Source organism: Candidatus Rickettsiella isopodorum (assembly GCF_001881495.1).
Taxonomy (GTDB): domain Bacteria; phylum Pseudomonadota; class Gammaproteobacteria; order Diplorickettsiales; family Diplorickettsiaceae; genus Aquirickettsiella; species Aquirickettsiella isopodorum.
This window is the reverse complement of sequence record NZ_LUKY01000031.1, coordinates 53,588-73,824: the sequence shown is the minus strand read 5'-3', so window position 1 is coordinate 73,824 and position 20,237 is coordinate 53,588. Positions and strand designations below refer to the sequence as shown.

Sequence of the window (20,237 nt, the reverse complement as noted above, 5' to 3'; positions counted from 1 at the left end):
ATTATCCATCCACATTTTTTTCTGCTAATTAACAGAAATATTATCTGCCCTACTGACTGATTCTAATCACAAAACCCTTAGAAACCTCTATTTATCTGCAAAAGAGTGATGTAAAATTGACCCTATCAAATCACTTATTAAGGGTATTTATTATGTCCATCCTAGATTCAAAGGATAAACGTCATACTACCCTCCACTCCCAACAATATACTTGCCCCATGCATCCCGAAATTATTCGCGATCAGTCTGGGAGCTGTCCGATTTGCGGTATGTCCTTAGAGCCACGAATTCTCTCAAGCAAGATGACTCACCATACTTGCCATCATGAGTTAAATGACCTGACACGACGATTTTGGTTGAGCGTTATATTGACGTTACCGATTTTATTCCTGACCATGGGTTTACATCTTCCAGGACTCAAATCCCTCGTAGCATCTATCTCAGAAATTTTTTCTGCTTGGCTGCAGTTTATTTTAGCGAGTGTCGTTATATTCTGGTGTGGTTCCCCTCTTCTAAAAAAAGCTTGGCATTCCCTTAAACATCGGCATTTGAATATGTTTACACTCATTGGTTTGAGTATCAGCATTGCCTATGTTTATAGTGTTATTGCCTTATTATTTCCAAATCTGTTTCCCGCAGCATTTCAATCGGCTCATGGCCAAGCTAATCTTTATTTTGAAACGGCTACTGTGATAACAGCTTTAGTATTGATGGGACAAGTTTTAGAATTAAAAGGTCGCGAACAAACCGGTGGAGCTTTACGTGCACTACTGGATTTATCTCCAAAAACCGCACGAAGAATAACTGATCAAACAGAAAATGAAATTCCTTTCGATGAAATACAAATTAATGATGAATTAAGAGTACGGCCGGGTGAAAAAATTCCTACCGATGGTGTCATTATTCAAGGCCATAGTTCTATTAATGAATCCATGATTACTGGTGAATCCATTCCGGTTGAAAAACAAATAGGATCAAAAGTCATTGGCGGTACTTTAAATATGTCTGGCAGCTTTGTGATGCGCGCCGAACATATTGGAAAAGAAACTCTATTGGCTCAGATTGTCCAACTGGTTTCTGAAGCACAGCGATCGAAAGCACCTATCCAAAAACTTGCTGATCGCATTTCTAGTTATTTTGTACCGAGTGTACTCGTGATTGCGCTTATCACTTTTGTTGTTTGGTCAATTTGGGGTCCCTATCCCGCCCTGACTTACGGTTTAATTGCTGCCATTTCAGTGTTAATTATTGCTTGTCCTTGCGCCTTAGGTCTAGCAACTCCGATGTCGATTACGGTCGGCATGGGCAGAGGTGCGCAAGCAGGAATTTTGATAAAAAATGCTGAAAGCCTAGAACGCTTTGAAAAAGTCAATGCGCTCCTCGTCGATAAAACTGGAACACTGACCGTAGGAAAACCCATGGTCAATCACATCGTTGCCCTACCCGGCTTTACCGAAACAGCTATTTTATTAGTCGCTGCGAGTTTAGAACACCATAGTGAACACCCTTTAGCCAGCGCTATCATGAATGCCGCTGAACAAAAACAGCTTCATTTAGAAGAAATTGAAAATTTTTCTGCTGAAGTGGGTAAAGGCGTAACCGGTCTTTGGCAAAATAAACCTGTTGCTTTAGGCAATGAACAATTATGTAAGGATCTCAACATTTCCACCGCCGTTGTAGAAGAAAAAGCGATAAAATTACGTCAAGCTGGCGAAACAGTGATGTATTTACTCATTGCAACACAATTGGCCGGACTCATCAGTGTCAGTGATCCTATTAAAGATTCAACCCTACCTGCTCTAAATAGTTTAAGAAAGCAAGGCGTAATGATTGTTATGCTAACTGGCGATAATCCAATAACTGCCATGGCAGTGGCTAAAAAATTGGCTATCCATCAGGTACAAGCTGAAGTATTACCTGCGAAAAAAAGTATGATTGTGAAACAATTACAAAAACAAGGCTATATCGTTGCGATGGCAGGAGATGGGATTAATGACGCTCCCGCTTTAGCCCAAGCAGATATCGGTATCTCCATGGGAACAGGAACGGATGTGGCTATCCAGAATGCGGATGTTACGTTAGTTAAAGGTGATTTAATGGGAATAGTCCGCGCACAACAACTCAGCAAACACGTCATGAAAAATATTCGTGAAAATTTATTGCTAGCCTTTATTTATAATATTCTTTGCATTCCTATCGCCGCAGGTGTTTTATATGCCTGGAATGGTCGCTTACTTGATCCTATGCTTGCCGCGCTCGCAATGAGTTTAAGCTCAGTTTCGGTGATCGGGAATTCTTTACGCTTACGTACATTAAAAATTGATCGCTAAAAGTTGAGTGCACAAATCAAAGTGCGAAGAATATAGATTTATAGCCGCAAAGTTGACATAATGTTCCACCGTTTAAAAAGCATTGATGAATGCACAAGGTAGTTTTTAATTTATAACTAGGAAGGACTATGCTTTCCCCCCTGACAAAAAAACAATACGACTATCCAACTGTTTTTCAACTCTATCAGCACTTTAAAAATCCAACCCGAACTTCCCAAGCTATTTTCCAAATTACCTTAAAACAATTAAACATAAAAACATTTGATTTTGCGACTGCATTAAGCAGAATTCGTGATAAAGGCATGCTTAATTTAGAGAATTTCTCTCTCATCCTTCTACATCCTTCACCCTTTGAAATGGCCTCAGGCTTAATTCAACTGCAGAATTCAAACCTTTTAAATGTTGAGAATAAAAAAACTTTAGAAAAACATGCGTGTCCTTCAGGTGTTGCTTTAGTGCTACGTTTACTCCAGAGTGTTAAATTATTAACTTCAGAAAATAGAGCCGCCATTCAAGAAAAAAATGATCTACATTCGATAGCCAGTGTGCTGTTTAAGCTTTATTATGCGGGTCTTTTTACACAGAAAAATTTTGATCACGTTTTAGCACATTCTCATTTAATACCCATAAACAACTTACTGCGTGGATTTGATAAACATCCTATTTTGACACCGCTGATATTTGAAAAGCTCATGCACTCCCCACAAGAAAAAATTTCTTTATGCTATGACACAAACGAATTAAAAAAATTAACCCCTCTATCCAATCTATCCAAAAAAATTTCAAATTTATCTATTTATTCTTGTGGTCCTGCAAGCTTCTTTCCTATTCACCAGTGCAAAGAGGATAAAAAACCTCAAACTAAAATCGCCGAACTTAATAGGTAAATTGGCAAAAATTAAACTTATTTTTTAATTACTATTTTTCCAATTTACTGATTACATCCTATTAAAATTTTTGCTTCACTTCTGAAAAGACATGAATATCTAATTTTTTTAATTCTGCCAAATAACTTTCCAGTGAAATTAACTGCGTACAAGGTATCGCCCCTGTTTCAATAATTTCTTCTTGTAATATTCTTTTTGCTAACAGTATCGCCGGAATTGTCGGGATATAGAGACCGTCACCACTTTTGGCTACCATAAACCATTTGATACTTTTATGATTTCCTTTATGATCGGTACCTGACATCAGCATATGCATTCCGCCCGCGTCGCTACCAAAGGAATCAAAGTAATGGCTAAATTTTAATAAGGCTTCCGCATGTTTTTCTAATTTAATTGGAAACTTCAGTCGGATTAGCCAAGATAAAAAGCATAAACCAAGATGGGCTACATTACTTTCGATTCCCGCAGAAAATCGAATCGATTTAATAGGAAAAAATGCAGGTAATAAATCGAGATCCGGAACATCACAATTTGCCATCCACCGTTTTCCCAATAACGGATATTCTTGTCGATATAAATCTTGCCATCCATACATTTTCTTGGATATACCGCGAAAATCTTGTAACCGATGTCCTGCATAACTGAGGATAGATTTGAAGGTAGCTAACCCTCTTTCCGTTTTTTGGCCGATCGTAATTCCATACACCAATGAATCTATCGTTTTAAATTCGTCTTTATAATAGTTCAACACAGCCGATGATAAACAAGGAAGCGTACTTGCACCGGTAATCGCAATACAATTTTTCTTAATCGCTTGCTCTTCTAATATTGAAAAATCATTCACATATTCTCGCGCATCAGCTAAATCAATATAATTTACGCCTAAAAGAATACAATTAATTGCCGTAGTAAAGTCAGCTGTTTGAAAAGGGCCTGAAGCATTGATAACTAAGGGGGGTCTGAGTCGTAGTAATTCTTGTGATAATCGCTTTTTAAAATCAAAACAAAGTATATCAATGCATGTGTGCACAGCCGCTTTAGAAAGTTGTTTTTTTAAAGCGCATAAAGGTTCTTCATGGCGGCCTGTAATAATAATAGCAATATTCTTTTTCACTAACCCTTTTGCTATTTTCCTACCAAAATTTCCAGTAGCACCTAAGATTAAAACTTTATTATCTTCATCAGGTTTCATCAGTTATCATCCCTTTATTATGGTAAAAGCTTAAATAGTCATTATTATTTTCTTATTCATACTCGTCGCACTTTTAATTTTGGTTTGTTTTAGTGCTTATTCGTTCTGTATGCGATATACACTCCGATTGCTTCATGACACAATCCACTCCCCAAAAACTACGCTATGAATCTATGTTCTTTGAAAAATTTATTCGTTATTATTCTTTAGTGGTATTGATAATCTTCAGCAAATTTTTCTGAGTAGGTATAAGAAACAAATTTTGTCTTTTTTAATTTTTTGATTATTTCTGAATCTATTTTTTCTTTTAACACAGACTGTATTTTTCCTCTTGCAATTGGTATTCTTTTAGAAAATAAATGAAACCCATGCTTCTGTAATACACGACCAGTGGAATTCAGCCTAAAATCGATGAATGCAACAAAACCTCTTGAAAACAAGCTCGTTGACTCAAGATTTTCTAAATTTTTTTTCAAAGGCGCTTTTGTAGTAACCATTATTATTTTTAATAATTATTAAATTTTTTTGATGACTAATTTAAAATAAATTATAACATAATTATCATTTTTGATAATACCGATCAAAAAATCTAGTGCATAAGAATAATTAAAATAAAGAGTTTATTTTGAATTAAGGCGGGTCAATAATTTTTTACCTATCCCTATTAAGGTATGGCGCATCAGGAAAAACTGCCAACGCGAACCCCCTAATTGGCGCCATAATACGGCTGATCGAACTCCGGCTAATAGGGCAGCACGAATCTTACTGACCGTTTCAGCATGAGTTAAGTATTTGCTTTGTCCGACGACATGCAAACGAAAAGGTAATGAACCTAATGTAGTGACATAGATATCGGCTAAACTATTGATAATAAGCTGCGGTGAGGATGCGAAATAGTTAGCTTGGGAAATAGCATGCTTAATGCGTCGACTTAAATTTGTTTTGGTTTCTGGAGAACGAAGGAGTTTACGCTCGAGGTGTATTAATCCAATCAAGTAGCGTGTTAATTCGCGATCCTGCTTAATTTTAGTATAAGCCAGTAGATTAACGAGCTCTTGTAGACCTAAGCGTAAACCATCAATCGTACCACCATAGACTTGTTCCACTGTGTTGACGTCAATGGTGTAAATACTTTGAATACTCGTATCAAACGCAAGCTTTTCTGTTTTTCCAGTCCTAGCCAGATCGCGAACCAAAGCAGCCGATTGGAAAACACCCGCTAGAGCTAAACTTCGTTCGACATTTTTTTTTTCGTTATTGTGCATGACCCGTTAAAAATAAGTAAAGGAGGATACTTGTGAAAAAAAATATTAGCGTAATTTCAAGGTGGCTAAACCAAATAACACCAATATAAAAGTAATGATCCAAAACCTTACAATAATTCTCGGTTCTGGCCAACCCTTTAACTCAAAGTGATGGTGTATGGGCGCCATACGAAAAATACGTTTCCCCGTTAGTTTAAAGGAAGCAACTTGTAATATAACCGAAATCGTTTCCAATACAAAAACACCACCCATGATAAGTAATACAAACTCTTCTCTTACCACAACAGCAATGCAACCTAACGCGGCGCCTAAACCTAAAGCACCCACATCTCCCATAAATACCTGTGCAGGGTAGGTATTAAACCATAAAAAACCTAAGCCCGCACCGACAATCGCGCCACAAATGACCACCATTTCACCTGCGCCAGGTACAAAAGGAATCGCTAAGTATTTGGCATAAGTAATGTTTCCGGTGAGGTAGGCAAAAATACCTAAACCACTCCCCACTAATACGGTTGGCATGATGGCTAAGCCATCTAATCCATCGGTTAAATTCACTGCATTGCTGCTACCCACAATAACCATATAAACCCAAGGTATATAAAATATTCCCAAGGGAATCAAAAGATTTTTAAAAAAAGGTACCACTAATTGCGTTTCTATCGGTAATTCCGCGTTCATATAAAGCAGTATGCCAATGGTTAAGCCTAACAGCGATTGCCATAAATACTTCCAACGAGGAATTAATCCTCTGCTATTTTTTAACATCAGTTTTAGATAATCATCCGCAAATCCTATCAAACCAAATCCAACTATGCCTAATAACACTATCCAAATCATATGATTATTAAGGTTCGCCCAGAGTAAAGTCGTCATCACAATAGCAATTAAAATTAAAGCCCCCCCCATCGTTGGCGTACCCGCTTTGCTTAAATGCGCTTGTGGTCCATCATCGCGTATTGATTGGCCGATTTGCCGATGACTTAACGTACGTATCATTTTAGGGGCTAATAAAAGTGAAATAAGAAAGGCCGTTAAAGTCGCTAAAATAGCTCTTAAAGTTAAATATTGAAAAACATGAAAGGCACGATAATAATTTGATAAAAATGCAGTTAACCATAACAACATGCGTTTCGTTTTCTCCAGAAAATTAATGAGAGTTTAGGAAGTTATTGTTCACACATTATTAATCCATTAAAGCACGGGCTACTTTTTCCATTTGCGCAGTACGCGAACCTTTAATTAAAATGGTCACCTTCTCTTGCAAACGCAATTTTAGAGCTAAAATTAATTTTTGATGATTGGAATAATGCTTTCCATTGGCACCAAATGCCTTAGCCGTTTCTTTACTTAAATCACCGTAAGTATAGACCTCATCGATGTTTAATTCTTTGGCTAATTCTCCGATTTGACGATGATAGTCCACCGCATTTTTACCTAACTCACCCATATCACCCATAACAAAAATTCGTAGGCCTGTGTAATGGGCTAATAATTTCAAGGCCACGGCGACTGAGCTCGGATTGGCATTATAACTATCATCTATGAGTGTCACACCTATTTTTGTTGTACTCACTATCGCTCTTCCTGGTACCGGCTGAGCTTTTTCTAAACCTGATTTGATAAACGATAATTCAATGCCCACTTGACTTGCCGCGGCCACAGCCGCTAAGGCATTCATCACCTGATGCTGTCCAGGTAAGTTTAAGCGAATCATCATTTCTTTTCTGCAGGGAGTATGTAATAAAAACGTGGCTTCCCCGTCCGTATTTATTTGAATATTAGTCGCAAAAAAATCATAGGTCTCGGATAAACCAAAACTAACACAACGAAAATCGGTACAGGCTTTTTGTAATACGTCAGTAAACTTATCATCCGCATTAATAATAGCGACACCCTTCTTAACTAAACCAGAAAAAATCTCAGCTTTAGCTTGGGCAATACCGGCCATCGATCCAAATCCTTGCAAATGTGCCGGTCCAATATTAGTGACCAACGCAACATTTGGTTGGGTAATCTGGGTTAAATACTCAATTTCTCCCGCATGATTAGCACCCATTTCGATGACAGCATAATGGTGTTCGGCATTTAAATTCAGCAAGGTTAAGGGTAAACCAATCTCATTATTGAAATTTTTAAAATTAGTTAATACTGGACCCACTTCAGCCAAAATAGATCGGATCATTTCTTTGGTAGTGGTTTTTCCACAGCTACCCGTTAAGGCGATAACTGGAATAGAAAATTGACTACGATGTTGCTTAGCTAATTCACCTAAGGCTTTTCGTGTATCCTGAACGAGTACTAAAGGCAAATCAGTCTCTATAACCTGATCAACAATAGCCGCTGCAGCGCCGCTTTGTTTGACTCGTTCAATAAAATGATGTCCATCAAACTGCTCCCCGCGTATAGCAACAAAAAGTTCATGTGGTTTAATGCAACGCGAATCCAAACTTAGTCCGATATAATCGCCATCGGAACCTAATAGCTTTCCCTGAAGTCTGTTAGCCACTGTCGATAATTTCACTAAATTAACCATAAAAAAAGATAACGCTATATTAATCGATAGCTATAGATATTGCACTGATAAAACTGATAAATACATTTACATTTAGATAGTCAGGTTAGTGAATGAAAAGTTACTGATTTAAAAAACGTTGCACTTCGATAGCATCATCAAAAGGATACTTAATGCCATTTATCAACTGGTACGCTTCGTGTCCTTTACCCGCCACTAAAACCACATCAGTGGGCTGGGCGGTTGCTAAGGTATAAGCAATAGCACGCTGTCTATCCGGTTCACGATATACCGATTTTTTACCTGTAAACCCTTTTTGAATCGCTTGCAAAATTTGTAAGGGATCTTCATCGCGCGGGTTATCATTGGTTAGTATGATGTGATCCGCTTCCTGTTCAGCAATCTCAGCCATTAAGGGCCGTTTACCTTTATCTCGATCACCACCACAACCAAATAAACAATATAACTCACCAGCACAATGCGGTCGTAAAGCACGCAACACTTGCTGCAAAGCATCCGGCGTGTGCGCATAATCTACGACAACTAAGGCTTTTCCAGGTACATGAAAAGCTTGCATACGCCCTTTTACACCTTTTAACTTCGAGATCACTTGCGAAATTTCTGCTAAAGAAAAATGTAAATTTTTCAATATCGTCAAAACCAATAACAAATTACTTAAATTAAACGGTCCCATTAAAAATCGATTTTCGATAAATACTTCGCCCCAGGGCGTATCAATTTCTGCCCGTAAACCTTGCTGATTAAAATCAAATTTTTTTACTGTGATCTGTGGAATATGTGGCCATGCCGCTTGTGGCTTATGTAAAGAATAAGTATACACCGGTAATTGTTCAGCAAGCTCAGTTAACCATAATTGTGCGTAAGGATCATCGGCATTTAATATTGCCTGCTGCACACCCGGCAAATCAAAAATAGAACGTTTAGCTTGGGCATAAGCACTCATCGATTCATGATAATCAAGATGATCACGTGTCAAATTGGTAAATGCGGCAACAGAAAATTCTGTTCCATTTAAACGCTGTTGGGCTAATCGATGTGAAGACACTTCCATCACTACGGCTTGTGCTTGCTTATCCCGAAAATTTGCCAGCAATTGCTGTAACTCAATGGCATCCGGTGTGGTTAATTGACCCGGCTTTAAATCACCATAAAAACCATTTCCTAAGGTACCGATGACACCACAAGGTTTTTGTAACTGCTGCAAACTATCCGCTAAAAAGTGAGTACAGGACGTTTTACCATTCGTACCCGTAATGCCTATTACCGGCAAATAACGACTCGGATAATCATAAAATCGGGCGGCTATAGGTCCTAATTGTGCGGTTAAATGATTAAGCGGTAATATAGGAATGAATGACGAACTCCGCTCCACAGAATTCCCCTCCGATTCAAATAGAATAGCCGCCGCACCTTTAGCAATCGCCTCGGGTATGAAGTGACGGCCATCACGATCCAATCCAGGATAGGCAAAGAATAGATCGCCTGGCTTTACTTGACGACTATCTTGGCAAAGCCCTTTAATAATAGGATCTGCCGTTACTGAAAGACCAATCCCTATTAATAGTTGACTTAAATGCATAAAAAATACGAATGATAAGATGGCTGATTTAAATAGGTTGCTCGATCACGTCTATTCCCGAATGCATTTATTTCATGAGCCACTAAGTCTTGCTTCGCCACTAAAAAACCTCTATTATAAATAGTAATGATTCTCATTTAAAATATTTATGATCACGGAGTCTATACCCCTCACTCAATTGCGTCCGGGACAATCTGCGACTGTCGTAGGCTTCAGTTCTGATATCGCACCACCCTGTCGCAAACTATTACAACATTTAGGCATTACTCGACAAATTACCATTACCTTAATTCGACGTGCCCCACTGGGAGATCCCCTACAATTACAAATATTAGGTAGCCAATTTAGTTTACGCGCTAGTGAAGCCTGTCATATTTACGTAGAATATTCAAACTAAACTAAAAACTCATGCAAAAAAACAAGATCATTGCGATAGCCGGCAACCCAAATTGCGGTAAAACCGTTATTTTTAATGCACTCACCGGTAGTCGACAAAAAGTCGGGAATTGGGCTGGCGTTACCGTTGAACAAAAAAGCGGTTATTTTAAGGTCGGTGCACAAATTTATGAAATCGTTGATCTTCCAGGCACCTATTCCTTGAGTGTTGTTGCTAATCATTGTGCCATGGATGAAAGCATTGCCTGTCGTTATCTGGTCAATAATCGCCCTGACCTTGTCATTAACGTATTAGATGCAAGCAATCTTGAACGTCAACTGTATTTGACCGCGCAACTACTCGAAATGCAGATACCGGTTATTATCGCATTTAATATGATGGATATTGCTAAACGCCGAGGTATAAAAATTAATATCCCGCAGCTGAGCAGATTATTAAAGTGTCCTATCATCCCTTTAACTGCAATCCGTGGTATTGGAATGGCTGAATTACGCCAAGCTTTAACCACAACTCTCTCGACACAGACGACTCTTCCTTATTCTTTTAAACCTTTATTGCAAAGCGCCATACAAACACTTAACGAAAAATTATCTACAAAAACGGTACCCCGTCATTGGTTAGCGTGTCGATTATTAGAAGATGATGCACTCGCCCGTCACTATGCCACAGCAGAAGAACTTAACTTTGCACAATCATTGATTGAGATACTCAAAACACAATTAGGTGAAGAAATTGATTTGTTGATAGCCGATGCACGTTATACATGGATACAAACCATACTAAAGCAAAGCTTAATTACACACACGCCGGGCATAACTTTTACCGCGCGCATCGATCGTATTATTTTAAATCGTTGGCTAGGTATTCCTATTTTCCTTTTAGTAATGTACACACTCTTTTTATTTGCTATTAATATCGGTGGTGCTTTTCAAGATTTTTTTGATATCGGTAGCACTGCTTTGTTCATACACGGGAGTATCCATGTATTAACCCAATGGCATTTACCGGTTTGGTTGATTGCATTAATTGCCAATGGTTTAGGTAAAGGTATTAATACCACGATTAGCTTTATACCTGTCATTGGTGCGATGTTTTTATTTTTATCCTTATTAGAAGACTCTGGTTACATGGCACGCGCCGCGTTTGTGGTCGATAAATTAATGGGCGCTATCGGTTTACCCGGTAAAGCATTTGTACCGTTAATTGTTGGTTTTGGTTGTAATGTCCCTACAGTAATGGCTACGCGCACCCTAGCTTCGCCACGGGATCGTATTTTAACTGTCATGATGGCACCTTTTATGTCCTGCGGGGCACGTCTCACTGTTTATACCTTATTTGTTGCCGCTTTTTTTCCACAAGGCGGTGCTTTGATTATTTTCGCATTGTATGGCCTAGGCATACTCACAGCGATTTTCACCAGTTTATTATTACGTTCAACAACTTTAAAAGCCGAAATAACACCCGTGATCTTAGAATTACCCACCTATCATTGGCCGCATTGGGGTACTATTTTTAGAAGTACCTGGCAACGTTTGAAATTATTTTTATTTAAAGCTGGCCGTTTTATTATTCCTATTTGTATGCTGATCGGTTTTTTCAATACGATTAGCATCCATGGCAAACTCATCACCGGCGAAGCCAATCAACACTCTTTATTATCCAGTATTGGAAAAACCGTCACTCCAATCTTTGCTCCGATGGGCATACAAAGCGATAATTGGCCCGCCACGGTCGGTCTAGCGACTGGTTTATTAGCGAAAGAAGTGGTTGTCGGAACCTTAAATACGTTATATTCCCAAGTAGGTCAGCTGACAGAACAAGCCGATCAATCCACACTGCGCGACGAATTAAAAACCGCCGTATTATCTATCCCTAAAAACTTACATGCGTTGGGAAAAACCCTAATCAATCCCATGGCGCTTAAAGCACAAGCACCTGAAGTAACGCAAGGAGTTTACGGTGTGATGTCGCATTATTTCGATGGCAAACTCGGTGCTTTTGCTTATTTACTATTTATTTTATTGTACTTTCCCTGTATTTCGACCATGGCAGTGATGCAACGCGAAATCAGTCGAAGTTGGACTTATTTTTCGATGGCATGGAGTACCGGAATTGCCTATGCTATCGCTACTTTATTTTATCAAACAGGCACGTTTAGCCAACATCCCTTATCCACTATTTTATGGTATCTCATCGTTGCTATAGCGCTTTATGCTACCTATCTTTTCTTGCGTTTTAAAACAATCCCGCTAACTGAATCCGATCTCCCTATCTCATCCCATCGAGAAAATTGCCATGATTAGCTTACTCACTTTAAAAAAATTTATTGCTGAAAAAAAGTTGGTTAATTTGTCGCTTATTCTACAAACCTTTGGAACTCAGCAAGAAGAAACTTTAGCGATCTTAGAACTCTTAATACACAAGGGTTATGTAAAAAAATGTTTTAAAACCCCTCATTGCGCGACACGTTGCCTTAAATGCACACCCGATTCCTTTGCTTTATATCAGTGGGTAGAACCACCCGATCTAGCCCTAGCCCCCCATTCTCGCTAATTCAGGCACTCGGAACTATTTCTCGCAATACCTCTTTTATCCTAACTAACGGATTACCCTCCTGTAAGATTTCACTTAATTTTTGTCGCCAACGTCTGCCACCCGCAACACCATGAAATAAACCGAATAAAGGTTGGATTAAATGTGTCAAATTTTCACCTGACCGCAATGCTTCTTCTAGATAAGGTAAATAGTGTAAAACGAGAGATAATCGGCTCGGAATGATCCCCGTATCCTGTGGACTGATAAGCTGATCCAGCTCGGCAAATAAATAAGGATTATGCCAAGCAGCACGGCCTAGCATGACACCATCAACCTGTTGTAAATGTGCCTGCGCTGCGCTTAAACAAGCTATCCCGCCATTTAAAACAATATTTAAGTGAGGAAAATCACGTTTAATGTGATACACCCACTTATAATTTAAAGGCGGAATTTCACGGTTTTCTTTAGGGCTTAATCCTGATAACCAAGCTTTACGCGCATGAATAATAAACGTTTGACACCCCGCAAGACTGACTTGTTGAATGAATGCAGCGAGATAATCATAACTTTCATAATCATCGACACCAATTCGGGTTTTAACGGTAATCGGTAATTTAACCGCCGCACACATCTCGGCGATGCAATCAGCGACTCGTGCCGGATCTTTAAGTAATACCGCACCGAAACAGCCTGATTGCACTCTATCACTAGGACAACCGACATTCAGATTAATCTCTGAATAACCATAAGGTTCGACCATTTTAGCCGCCTGGGCAAGTTCAGAAGCGATGCCACCGCCCAATTGTATGGCTAACGCTTTTTCACTGGCATGAAAAGCTAATAAATGTTCACGCTGTGGATTGTTTAAAATAGCCCCTGTTGTTAACATTTCTGTATAAAGCTGGGCTTTTTTGCAAATTAGCCGGAAAAAATAACGGTAATGGCGGGTAGTCCAACCCATCATTGGCGCTACCATAAACGAACTAATCGGCTGTTTCTGCGGGTTTAGCATGATTTATTTCTGATAAGGGGCTTCCATGCGGGTTTTTTGCTGGTATGATAGCGCCACTGGCTTTGTTACACAAAGCCTGTTTTAAACAATAATAACAATTTGGAGACCTCGTCATGAAATTGAAACAAGCTCTCGTCATCGGTTTAAGCAGCGCGATTTTAGCTCTCCCAGCTATCGCAGCTGAATCAGCGAACCCTAGTAAAGATGCTAAAACCATCCAACCTATGACCATGGAAATGCCTGCTAGCAAAGAAGCTTTTCATCATAAAAAAGGGCACAAAAAAGTTTCTTTCGAAAGAAAAACAGACCCTAAACAAACCAAAGAAAATGCTAAACTGGATGAGCTAAACACGCTTAATTCCCACGCAAAAAAGGACCCAACAGAAAAAAACTTAATTAAGGCTTAATTAACAGCACTTAATTTTGTTAACTAAAAAGGCCGATTTCATCGGCCTTTTTTTATACTCTTCGCACTTGAATTTTTGCCTATGTTGTTGCTCAATTCGCAATCCTCATGTATCCCAATACGCTCCGGTTGCTTCATTCTCGCGACGCCTTGTCAAAAATCCAATTGCTGTGAGTATATTAAATTTTATACAGGTTCCAAATTCTCAACAATTAATTGCAAAGTTTTGTGCCCCTGATAATAGTTAACGCCTAAACGATAGCGAGCATTAATGTACTCAGCACGGTGATTAGGCCAATGTTTAAGATTGACATTGAATGCAATCGCTTCGATCTGCTTGCTACTCACCTCCTGAATCGCTAATGTCATCTTTAAATGTTTATCCCCCACCAAACGTTGCGCAAGTAAACGAAAACAACCTTCAAACAACGGTTCTGGAAAGTCTTGACCCCAGGGGCCTGCGTCATAACGTAATAGCTCGGCTAATTCTAAGCCTAGCTCTTGCTGTGTTAGTTCGCCATCAGTATAACAAGTAGCCTGTAGAATATCAGGTCGCAATTGTTGCTCGCATTCATGCTGAAAAAGCTTAGCAAACTCGGCAAACGAATCTTTTTTCAAACTTAATCCGGCTGCCATCGCATGTCCGCCAAATTTATTAATCAAATGCGGATGACGCGTTGCCAGCGTTTCTAATAGATCCCGAATATGCAAGCCGTTAATAGAGCGGGCTGAACCTTTTAATTCATTGGTTTGATGTCCATCGGCAAAAATAATCGTCGGTCGATGTAAACGATCGGTTAATCGTGAAGCCAATAAACCGATGACGCCTTGATGCCAACGGCTATCGTATAAACAAATTCCTTTTTCTAAAGGCTTTTTTTCGATGTGTTTTTCTAAAATAATAAAAGCTTCTTGCTTCATGGTATTTTCTATCAAACGACGCTCTTCATTTAATTGACTGAGCTGCAAGGCGAACTCGTGTGCACGGTTATGATCCGTTTCTAACAAACAAGCTATCCCTAAGGACATATCAGCCAATCGTCCTGCCGCATTTAAACGCGGTGCAATGCTAAACGATAAATCACTCGCAACCAGATACTCTACTTCGCGCTTCGCGATCTTAAGTAACGCAGAAATCCCTGGTCGCGCTTTACCGTTTTTAATCCATTGCAAACCTTGAGTAACTAATAAGCGATTATTTCGATCTAAGCTAACCAAATCAGCGACCGTCCCTAATGCCACTAAATCTAGAAACTGCCGCATATTGGGTACAGTAAGGTTAGTTTTTTCAAACCAAGCTTGGCTACGCAAATAGTGTCTGAGCGCCAACATCACATAAAAAATAACACCGACGCCTGCTAAGTGCTTACTTGGAAATTGATCGCCGGTTTGTTGAGGGTTAACCAACGCATCTGCAGTGGGCAAGCTGGCCGCTTGCAAATGATGATCGGTAATGACTACTTTTAATCCAGCCGATTTGGCAGCGATAACGCCTTCATGACTCGAAATACCATTATCAACGGTGACAATAACATCCGGTTTTTTCACGCGTAAAGCCAGTTCAACTATCTCGGGCGTTAAGCCATACCCATACTCAAAACGATTCGGCACTAAGAAATCAACCTGCTGCGCGCCAAAATGTCGTAACGCACTCACCGCTAAGGCACTACTAGTGGCACCATCACTATCAAAATCGCCGACAATCAGTAAACGCTGTTGCTCCATCACTGCTCTACCCAAACATTGTGCTGCAGCTTCAATGCCGGTTAATGATTGATAATGCAGTAAATGTTGTAAGCCATAATCCAACTCCTCCGTGGATTGAATACCACGTGCCGCATAGACCCGCTGTAAAACCGGGTGTAAATGATTTAAATCTTCAATTAAATTGAATTTGCGACGTAAGATGGTTTTATTCATGATTTAAATAGATTAATCCTTAAACCTATGTACACTCCTAGGCGGTACATAGCTGATCCTTAAGAGGGTTGTGAATTGATCAGCCACAGAGATAAAAATTCAAGTGCGAAGAGTATATAAGTATTTTTTTTATCCGTATATAATTTAATGTCACTATTTTTAACTTGTAATCCGTTATGGAATTAAACCTAGACACCGGCGCAGGCCATTATCAGATTCGCGCCTATGCGAAAGATTTTATTCAAGTGAATGAACAAAAAATCCGACATAGCCTTATCGTTATGCCCGATCAGCTGATAGCACCTTGGCCTCCTCACTCCATGGCTGACTTAACTGCCGACTCTTTACAAATAATTATTGATCTACACCCTCGTATCGTATTACTCGGCAGTGGCGAAAAGTTAGTTTTTCCCGATGCTGCGTTGTTAAACATTTTTTATCAACACAAAATAGGCATAGAAATCATGAATAACGGTGCTGCGTGTCGTACTTACACGGTGCTAATGTCTGAAGGGCGTAAAGTGGCTGCAGCTTTGTTGATTCCTTAGGAAACATAACTCCGTATTTACAAAATTTATTATTATTTTTACCGTTGCACTCTAAATTGTTCAGAAGATTTTCTGTCATTCCTTTCTCATCGATAGTTAGTGTTAAGGTATCAGAAAATTCTTTAAGTTTATTGTTAATTTTTACATTTAATTGGCTTTGTCGTTCTTCTAATTTTTTCAATTTAGTAATAGTTTTTTCTAGCTGAGCATACTGTTTATTTTCAGCTTTTATTTCAGCCGAACTAAACAAATCTCGCATCCACAAATAAGCACCATGCAATAATTTACTCAATGTAACAGGCCCTGCTATCATTAACGCTACCATTGACGTACTCGTTACAAAAAACGGCAATAGCGGCCCTAGCGATATGGGTGTAGATGCGATTAGCAACATAATGAAAGCAAAGGCATATAAACTAATTCCCACGCAGGAAATTATTGCCGAATATTGAAAAATTTTATTCCAACTCTGATCAGCCTTTTGCTTTCGGAAATAAGTAGGATGATTTTTCTTTTGTTGTTCTAATCGTTGTAGTTGATCTTTTAAGCCGAGCTGCATAAAGTCAGCGTTCCCTTGGACAAAAAGCTTAAACGGGAAACATTTAATAACATTATTCAGCTTAAAGTTTATTTTTGTAGATAAATAGTTTTTTTCAGCCGCTAATTCTTTTAATTCAATCAGATTTTTGCAGCATTGATCATACTCTTTATTTTGTATTTTTATTTTCTTAGCACTAAATAAATCACGTGTCCACAAATAAGCATTATAGAGAGGCAAAGCACAAAAGCCAATTGCAGCCGACAAAAGCAATACTGACTCAACAATAATAACAGATAAAACCGTTCCTAATAAAGCAACGGTCAACCAGCCCCCTACACCAAAAATAATAACTCCTATTAAGGCAGTAATGGCGAAAACTATAAAAAAAGTCTCGCTATTTTTTTTATCTTTTTTTCTTCGTGAGGCAGCCGGGAATGTATTAACTTCATATTCTAATGTTTTTATTTGCTTAGCTAAATTTTTTTCAAGTGTAGTTTTTTTTTGCTGGTTAAATGGCGACATAAATTTTTTTGGTAGAGAAAATTAATGTCGTAAATTTTAACATAACTGATTCGATTTTTACTCAAAATATTTCAATCACTTTTATAATTTATATTTTTCTTGATTTAGGAAAAAAACACTTTCACTTCAATCGATTGAAATATTTTTTGAATCATTCTCACATAAGTCTGTATTTCAAATTTTTTTGTACACTTTTGCAAAGAAGTAAAAAAGAAAAAGTGAAAAGTCCTTTGTTCATATTTATTTAAGTTTGCTTCTATATATTACGCACTCTTTTTTAGATAAAAGAGAATAATAAGAATGCGCTACTCCAATATCCGCAGCTGGTCTCTAGATAATTCACGTTCACCTGACACAACCCCTATCGATTTTTATCTTGATTTGACAGATGAAGTAAAACAAGCCCCTTCACTTGAACAAGCGATTCGCCAGGCCGCTAATAGTTTAAATCGACTTCTTTTTCCAATGTTCCAATTTAAGGTGGATATACAAGCCCCTTCAGTTAAAAAAACGCGCCATATTGTGGTCGATCATTCTGAATGCCAAGCGCTAATGGGGGCTCAAGAGGATAGGAATGGAAATAAAAATGGCTACATTTCGTGCTTTATTGGTGGAGGATGGAGAGGCGATTGGAAGACACATAATGTAGATTCTATCATTCACGAGCTTTTGCATACGTTAGGGAGAAATCACGAACAGGTACATCCCGATTCATTCGGTATGATTGAATATTTTAACAGTCCTACTAAATTACCATCGGAAAATTTTTTAGAATACTATGACCCATGGAGTCCTATGCACTATTCACTAGAATTAATTCGCGTGGTCATGGGAGGGGGAAGGGTTGCACCCAAAACTACCGTTATGGAAAGCTTAACCAATCAGGGTTATCCCCACAAATTAGCCATAGACTATTATGAAACATTATTAGGATTAAATGAGAATAGCGACAACTTTGATGCTTTTAATCTTGGTTTTGGTTTACTCACGCAACGTGATTTTCATACGCTACATAAAACTGCTCGGATCATTGATCCTAAAATGCATGCGTTAACGCAACCTACTCCACTTTTTGCGTTCACAACCAATAATAATAAGATCTCCTATCGCTATCTATTAAAGTTAACTAAAATTTTTGTTAATCCTTGGTATCAAAAGCAAAAACTCATTGTTGTTGCTGACACCAAGGAATTAGAAATCAATTCGAGTCATTGCTACATCGTGGACCTTAAGAGTCTTTTTCAGGTTTCTCCCAACGAGCGTAATATACATTGTGAAATTATCACAAGCGTTTTACAAGAGCGCAATGGCACACAGTTTTCAGGTTTTCCGAGGAAAGAAGGAGACAGCTGCACTTTGATGATAGGCAAAGGTTTTCTTGATCTTTGGCACTCCTCTATCCAATGCCGTATTACTTTTTATCCCGTCGATCAGCCTTCTGCTAACTCGTCAAGTACATTACAATTGTTGCGCCACAATACACAAAGTAATACTACATACATTGAATCCTCTCTTTGTCTCTCTGTTCCAAACAGTGAACCTTTTAATCGTATAGACAATACGACATGGATACCTTTCTTTAACTCGGAGACAGTACCCGGATCCAATTTATATTTTTACGAAAGAAACAAGTTTTTTTCTAGACTCGTATTGAATACAGTCCCTTTTTTTGTTGCGGGCCTAGTCACAGGCCTCAGTAAGCGTGCTGAGGGGTTTGTTTCTTCCTACTTCAATGAAAATCCTTTTAATGCTTCTGGCTATTGGAAACGCTTACCTCAATTGATTCAATTAGTCATCCATACCGGACTAACCAGTTATGCCATGCATCAACATATTACTGAGGAAAAGGCAAGACAATTATTGATACCCCTTTTGGATGAAAATAGACAGCTATTTCAAACAGCTGATCTCATGGACCGATTAAATAGTGATGAATTTTTACCCTTAGCGCTTCCTTATGCAGTTAATCTGTCTGCTCTACTCGCTTCGATATTCATAAAACCTATCCGCCATCACTGGATTACCCGAATTGGCTTAACCAATGCGTTGACTATTCTGACCGCTTGTATCGCTAATCAGGGTAACTCCTATAGCTATCTGGAGCTTGCTATCGGTATTAGTGTGTATACAGGCGGGACACTCATTGGATATTGTTTAACCGGGTGTAGTTTATCTATTTTACTAAAACTGAAAACTCACCTACCATTTAGTCAATTAAAAGTCATTGAGGATACCTCAGCAAAAAATAGTCATCGCGAGATTAGGGTATCGCTGATTGAGGAAGACCCAGCTAATTATGATAGCAGTCCAAAAGAAACTCTTTCTGTGGCAGAAGCAATAAGACACGCTTGGAATAGTGTTTCTCTCTCGAGATTTACAAGCGCCCTGTTACATTCATCTTTCTTTACTTATTGCCGATCATCAGAATATCAGACAATAGGTTTGGAAAATCATTCGCAGATACGTCTCATTCACGTGGCGAAAATCCAATAGAATGAGCGACTCTCTTCCATAATAAAAATGCAGCGGGGATACGCTCTACACACTAGAACAGTGATAGCAGAGAG

Annotated in this window: 18 protein-coding genes; 8 read left to right on the top strand and 10 right to left on the bottom strand. The window is 38.7% G+C overall.

Features of this window, described 5'->3' with window-relative positions; genetic code table 11:
- Window positions 1–152: 152 nt before the first annotated feature.
- Both A1D18_RS02095 and A1D18_RS02090 read left to right on the top strand, forming a co-directional pair.
- Window positions 153–2,330: a copper-transporting P-type ATPase gene (locus tag A1D18_RS02095; protein WP_071662172.1), complete on the top strand. Its 2,178-nt coding sequence runs from the start codon at window positions 153–155 to the stop codon at window positions 2,328–2,330.
- A gap of 128 nt (window positions 2,331–2,458) precedes the next feature.
- On the top strand, window positions 2,459–3,217 hold the full coding sequence (locus A1D18_RS02090; protein WP_071662171.1) for a hypothetical protein: 759 nt from the start codon (window positions 2,459–2,461) through the stop codon (window positions 3,215–3,217).
- Window positions 3,218–3,278: 61 nt separating this feature from the next.
- On the opposite strand, the gene A1D18_RS02085 is transcribed toward A1D18_RS02090, so the two are convergent.
- The 6 genes from A1D18_RS02085 to A1D18_RS02060 form a co-directional block, all read right to left on the bottom strand.
- The gene (locus tag A1D18_RS02085) at window positions 3,279–4,409 is read right to left on the bottom strand and encodes an SDR family NAD(P)-dependent oxidoreductase (RefSeq protein ID WP_071662170.1); all 1,131 of its coding nucleotides are present in this window, start codon (window positions 4,407–4,409) and stop codon (window positions 3,279–3,281) included.
- A gap of 206 nt (window positions 4,410–4,615) precedes the next feature.
- On the bottom strand, window positions 4,616–4,906 hold the full coding sequence (locus A1D18_RS02080) for a hypothetical protein (protein WP_071662169.1): 291 nt from the start codon (window positions 4,904–4,906) through the stop codon (window positions 4,616–4,618).
- A gap of 123 nt (window positions 4,907–5,029) precedes the next feature.
- Window positions 5,030–5,674: a high frequency lysogenization protein HflD gene (gene hflD, locus A1D18_RS02075; RefSeq protein ID WP_071662168.1), complete on the bottom strand. Its 645-nt coding sequence runs from the start codon at window positions 5,672–5,674 to the stop codon at window positions 5,030–5,032.
- A gap of 45 nt (window positions 5,675–5,719) precedes the next feature.
- Window positions 5,720–6,802, bottom strand: a complete 1,083-nt coding sequence (gene mraY, locus A1D18_RS02070) for a phospho-N-acetylmuramoyl-pentapeptide-transferase (RefSeq protein ID WP_071662167.1) — start codon at window positions 6,800–6,802, stop codon at window positions 5,720–5,722.
- A 58-nt stretch (window positions 6,803–6,860) separates the two neighbouring features.
- Window positions 6,861–8,210, bottom strand: a complete 1,350-nt coding sequence (locus A1D18_RS02065) for a UDP-N-acetylmuramoyl-tripeptide--D-alanyl-D-alanine ligase (RefSeq protein WP_071662166.1) — start codon at window positions 8,208–8,210, stop codon at window positions 6,861–6,863.
- A gap of 100 nt (window positions 8,211–8,310) precedes the next feature.
- Window positions 8,311–9,789, bottom strand: a complete 1,479-nt coding sequence (locus A1D18_RS02060) for a UDP-N-acetylmuramoyl-L-alanyl-D-glutamate--2,6-diaminopimelate ligase (protein WP_071662165.1) — start codon at window positions 9,787–9,789, stop codon at window positions 8,311–8,313.
- A 148-nt stretch (window positions 9,790–9,937) separates the two neighbouring features.
- Here A1D18_RS02060 and A1D18_RS02055 point away from each other — a divergent pair, with 148 nt between their 5' ends.
- From A1D18_RS02055 to A1D18_RS02045, 3 genes are read left to right on the top strand one after another with little or no spacing between them, the layout of a single operon-like run.
- Window positions 9,938–10,186, top strand: coding sequence for a FeoA family protein (locus A1D18_RS02055; protein ID WP_084028697.1), 249 nt, complete (start codon window positions 9,938–9,940; stop codon window positions 10,184–10,186).
- 11 nt (window positions 10,187–10,197) lie between these two features.
- Window positions 10,198–12,489 carry a Fe(2+) transporter permease subunit FeoB gene (gene feoB / locus A1D18_RS02050; RefSeq protein WP_084028696.1) on the top strand — a complete coding sequence of 764 codons (2,292 nt, stop codon included), beginning with the start codon at window positions 10,198–10,200 and terminating at the stop codon, window positions 12,487–12,489.
- Window positions 12,482–12,739: a FeoC-like transcriptional regulator gene (locus tag A1D18_RS02045; protein WP_071662164.1), complete on the top strand. Its 258-nt coding sequence runs from the start codon at window positions 12,482–12,484 to the stop codon at window positions 12,737–12,739. The genes feoB and A1D18_RS02045 overlap by 8 nt, the downstream gene beginning before the upstream one ends.
- Window position 12,740: 1 nt before the next feature.
- Here the strand turns inward: A1D18_RS02045 and dusA are convergent, their stop codons facing one another.
- Together dusA and A1D18_RS06845 are read right to left on the bottom strand one after the other, a co-directional pair.
- Window positions 12,741–13,733 (bottom strand): tRNA dihydrouridine(20/20a) synthase DusA, encoded by a 993-nt coding sequence (gene dusA / locus A1D18_RS02040; protein WP_071662163.1) that lies wholly within the window; start codon window positions 13,731–13,733, stop codon window positions 12,741–12,743.
- On the bottom strand, window positions 13,705–13,848 hold the full coding sequence (locus tag A1D18_RS06845) for a hypothetical protein (protein ID WP_171910807.1): 144 nt from the start codon (window positions 13,846–13,848) through the stop codon (window positions 13,705–13,707). The genes dusA and A1D18_RS06845 overlap by 29 nt, the downstream gene beginning before the upstream one ends.
- Between A1D18_RS06845 and A1D18_RS02035 the strand changes: the two genes are divergently transcribed.
- Entirely contained in the window at window positions 13,847–14,140 is a 294-nt protein-coding gene (locus tag A1D18_RS02035) for a hypothetical protein (protein ID WP_071662162.1), read from the top strand. The two genes, A1D18_RS06845 and A1D18_RS02035, sit on opposite strands and share 2 nt — an antisense overlap.
- Window positions 14,141–14,325: 185 nt before the next feature.
- Here the strand turns inward: A1D18_RS02035 and recJ are convergent, their stop codons facing one another.
- On the bottom strand, window positions 14,326–16,059 hold the full coding sequence (recJ, locus tag A1D18_RS02030; RefSeq protein ID WP_071662161.1) for a single-stranded-DNA-specific exonuclease RecJ: 1,734 nt from the start codon (window positions 16,057–16,059) through the stop codon (window positions 14,326–14,328).
- A 176-nt stretch (window positions 16,060–16,235) separates the two neighbouring features.
- Between recJ and A1D18_RS02025 the strand changes: the two genes are divergently transcribed.
- The gene (locus A1D18_RS02025; protein WP_071662160.1) at window positions 16,236–16,607 is read left to right on the top strand and encodes an Mth938-like domain-containing protein; all 372 of its coding nucleotides are present in this window, start codon (window positions 16,236–16,238) and stop codon (window positions 16,605–16,607) included.
- Here A1D18_RS02025 and A1D18_RS02020 read toward each other — a convergent pair.
- A complete protein-coding gene (locus A1D18_RS02020) occupies window positions 16,522–17,670 on the bottom strand; it encodes a YgaP family membrane protein (RefSeq protein WP_071662159.1) in 1,149 nt (382 codons plus the stop codon). The two genes, A1D18_RS02025 and A1D18_RS02020, sit on opposite strands and share 86 nt — an antisense overlap.
- Before the next feature lie 300 nt (window positions 17,671–17,970).
- Here A1D18_RS02020 and A1D18_RS02015 point away from each other — a divergent pair, with 300 nt between their 5' ends.
- On the top strand, window positions 17,971–20,163 hold the full coding sequence (locus A1D18_RS02015) for a hypothetical protein (protein ID WP_071662158.1): 2,193 nt from the start codon (window positions 17,971–17,973) through the stop codon (window positions 20,161–20,163).
- Window positions 20,164–20,237 lie beyond the last annotated feature (74 nt).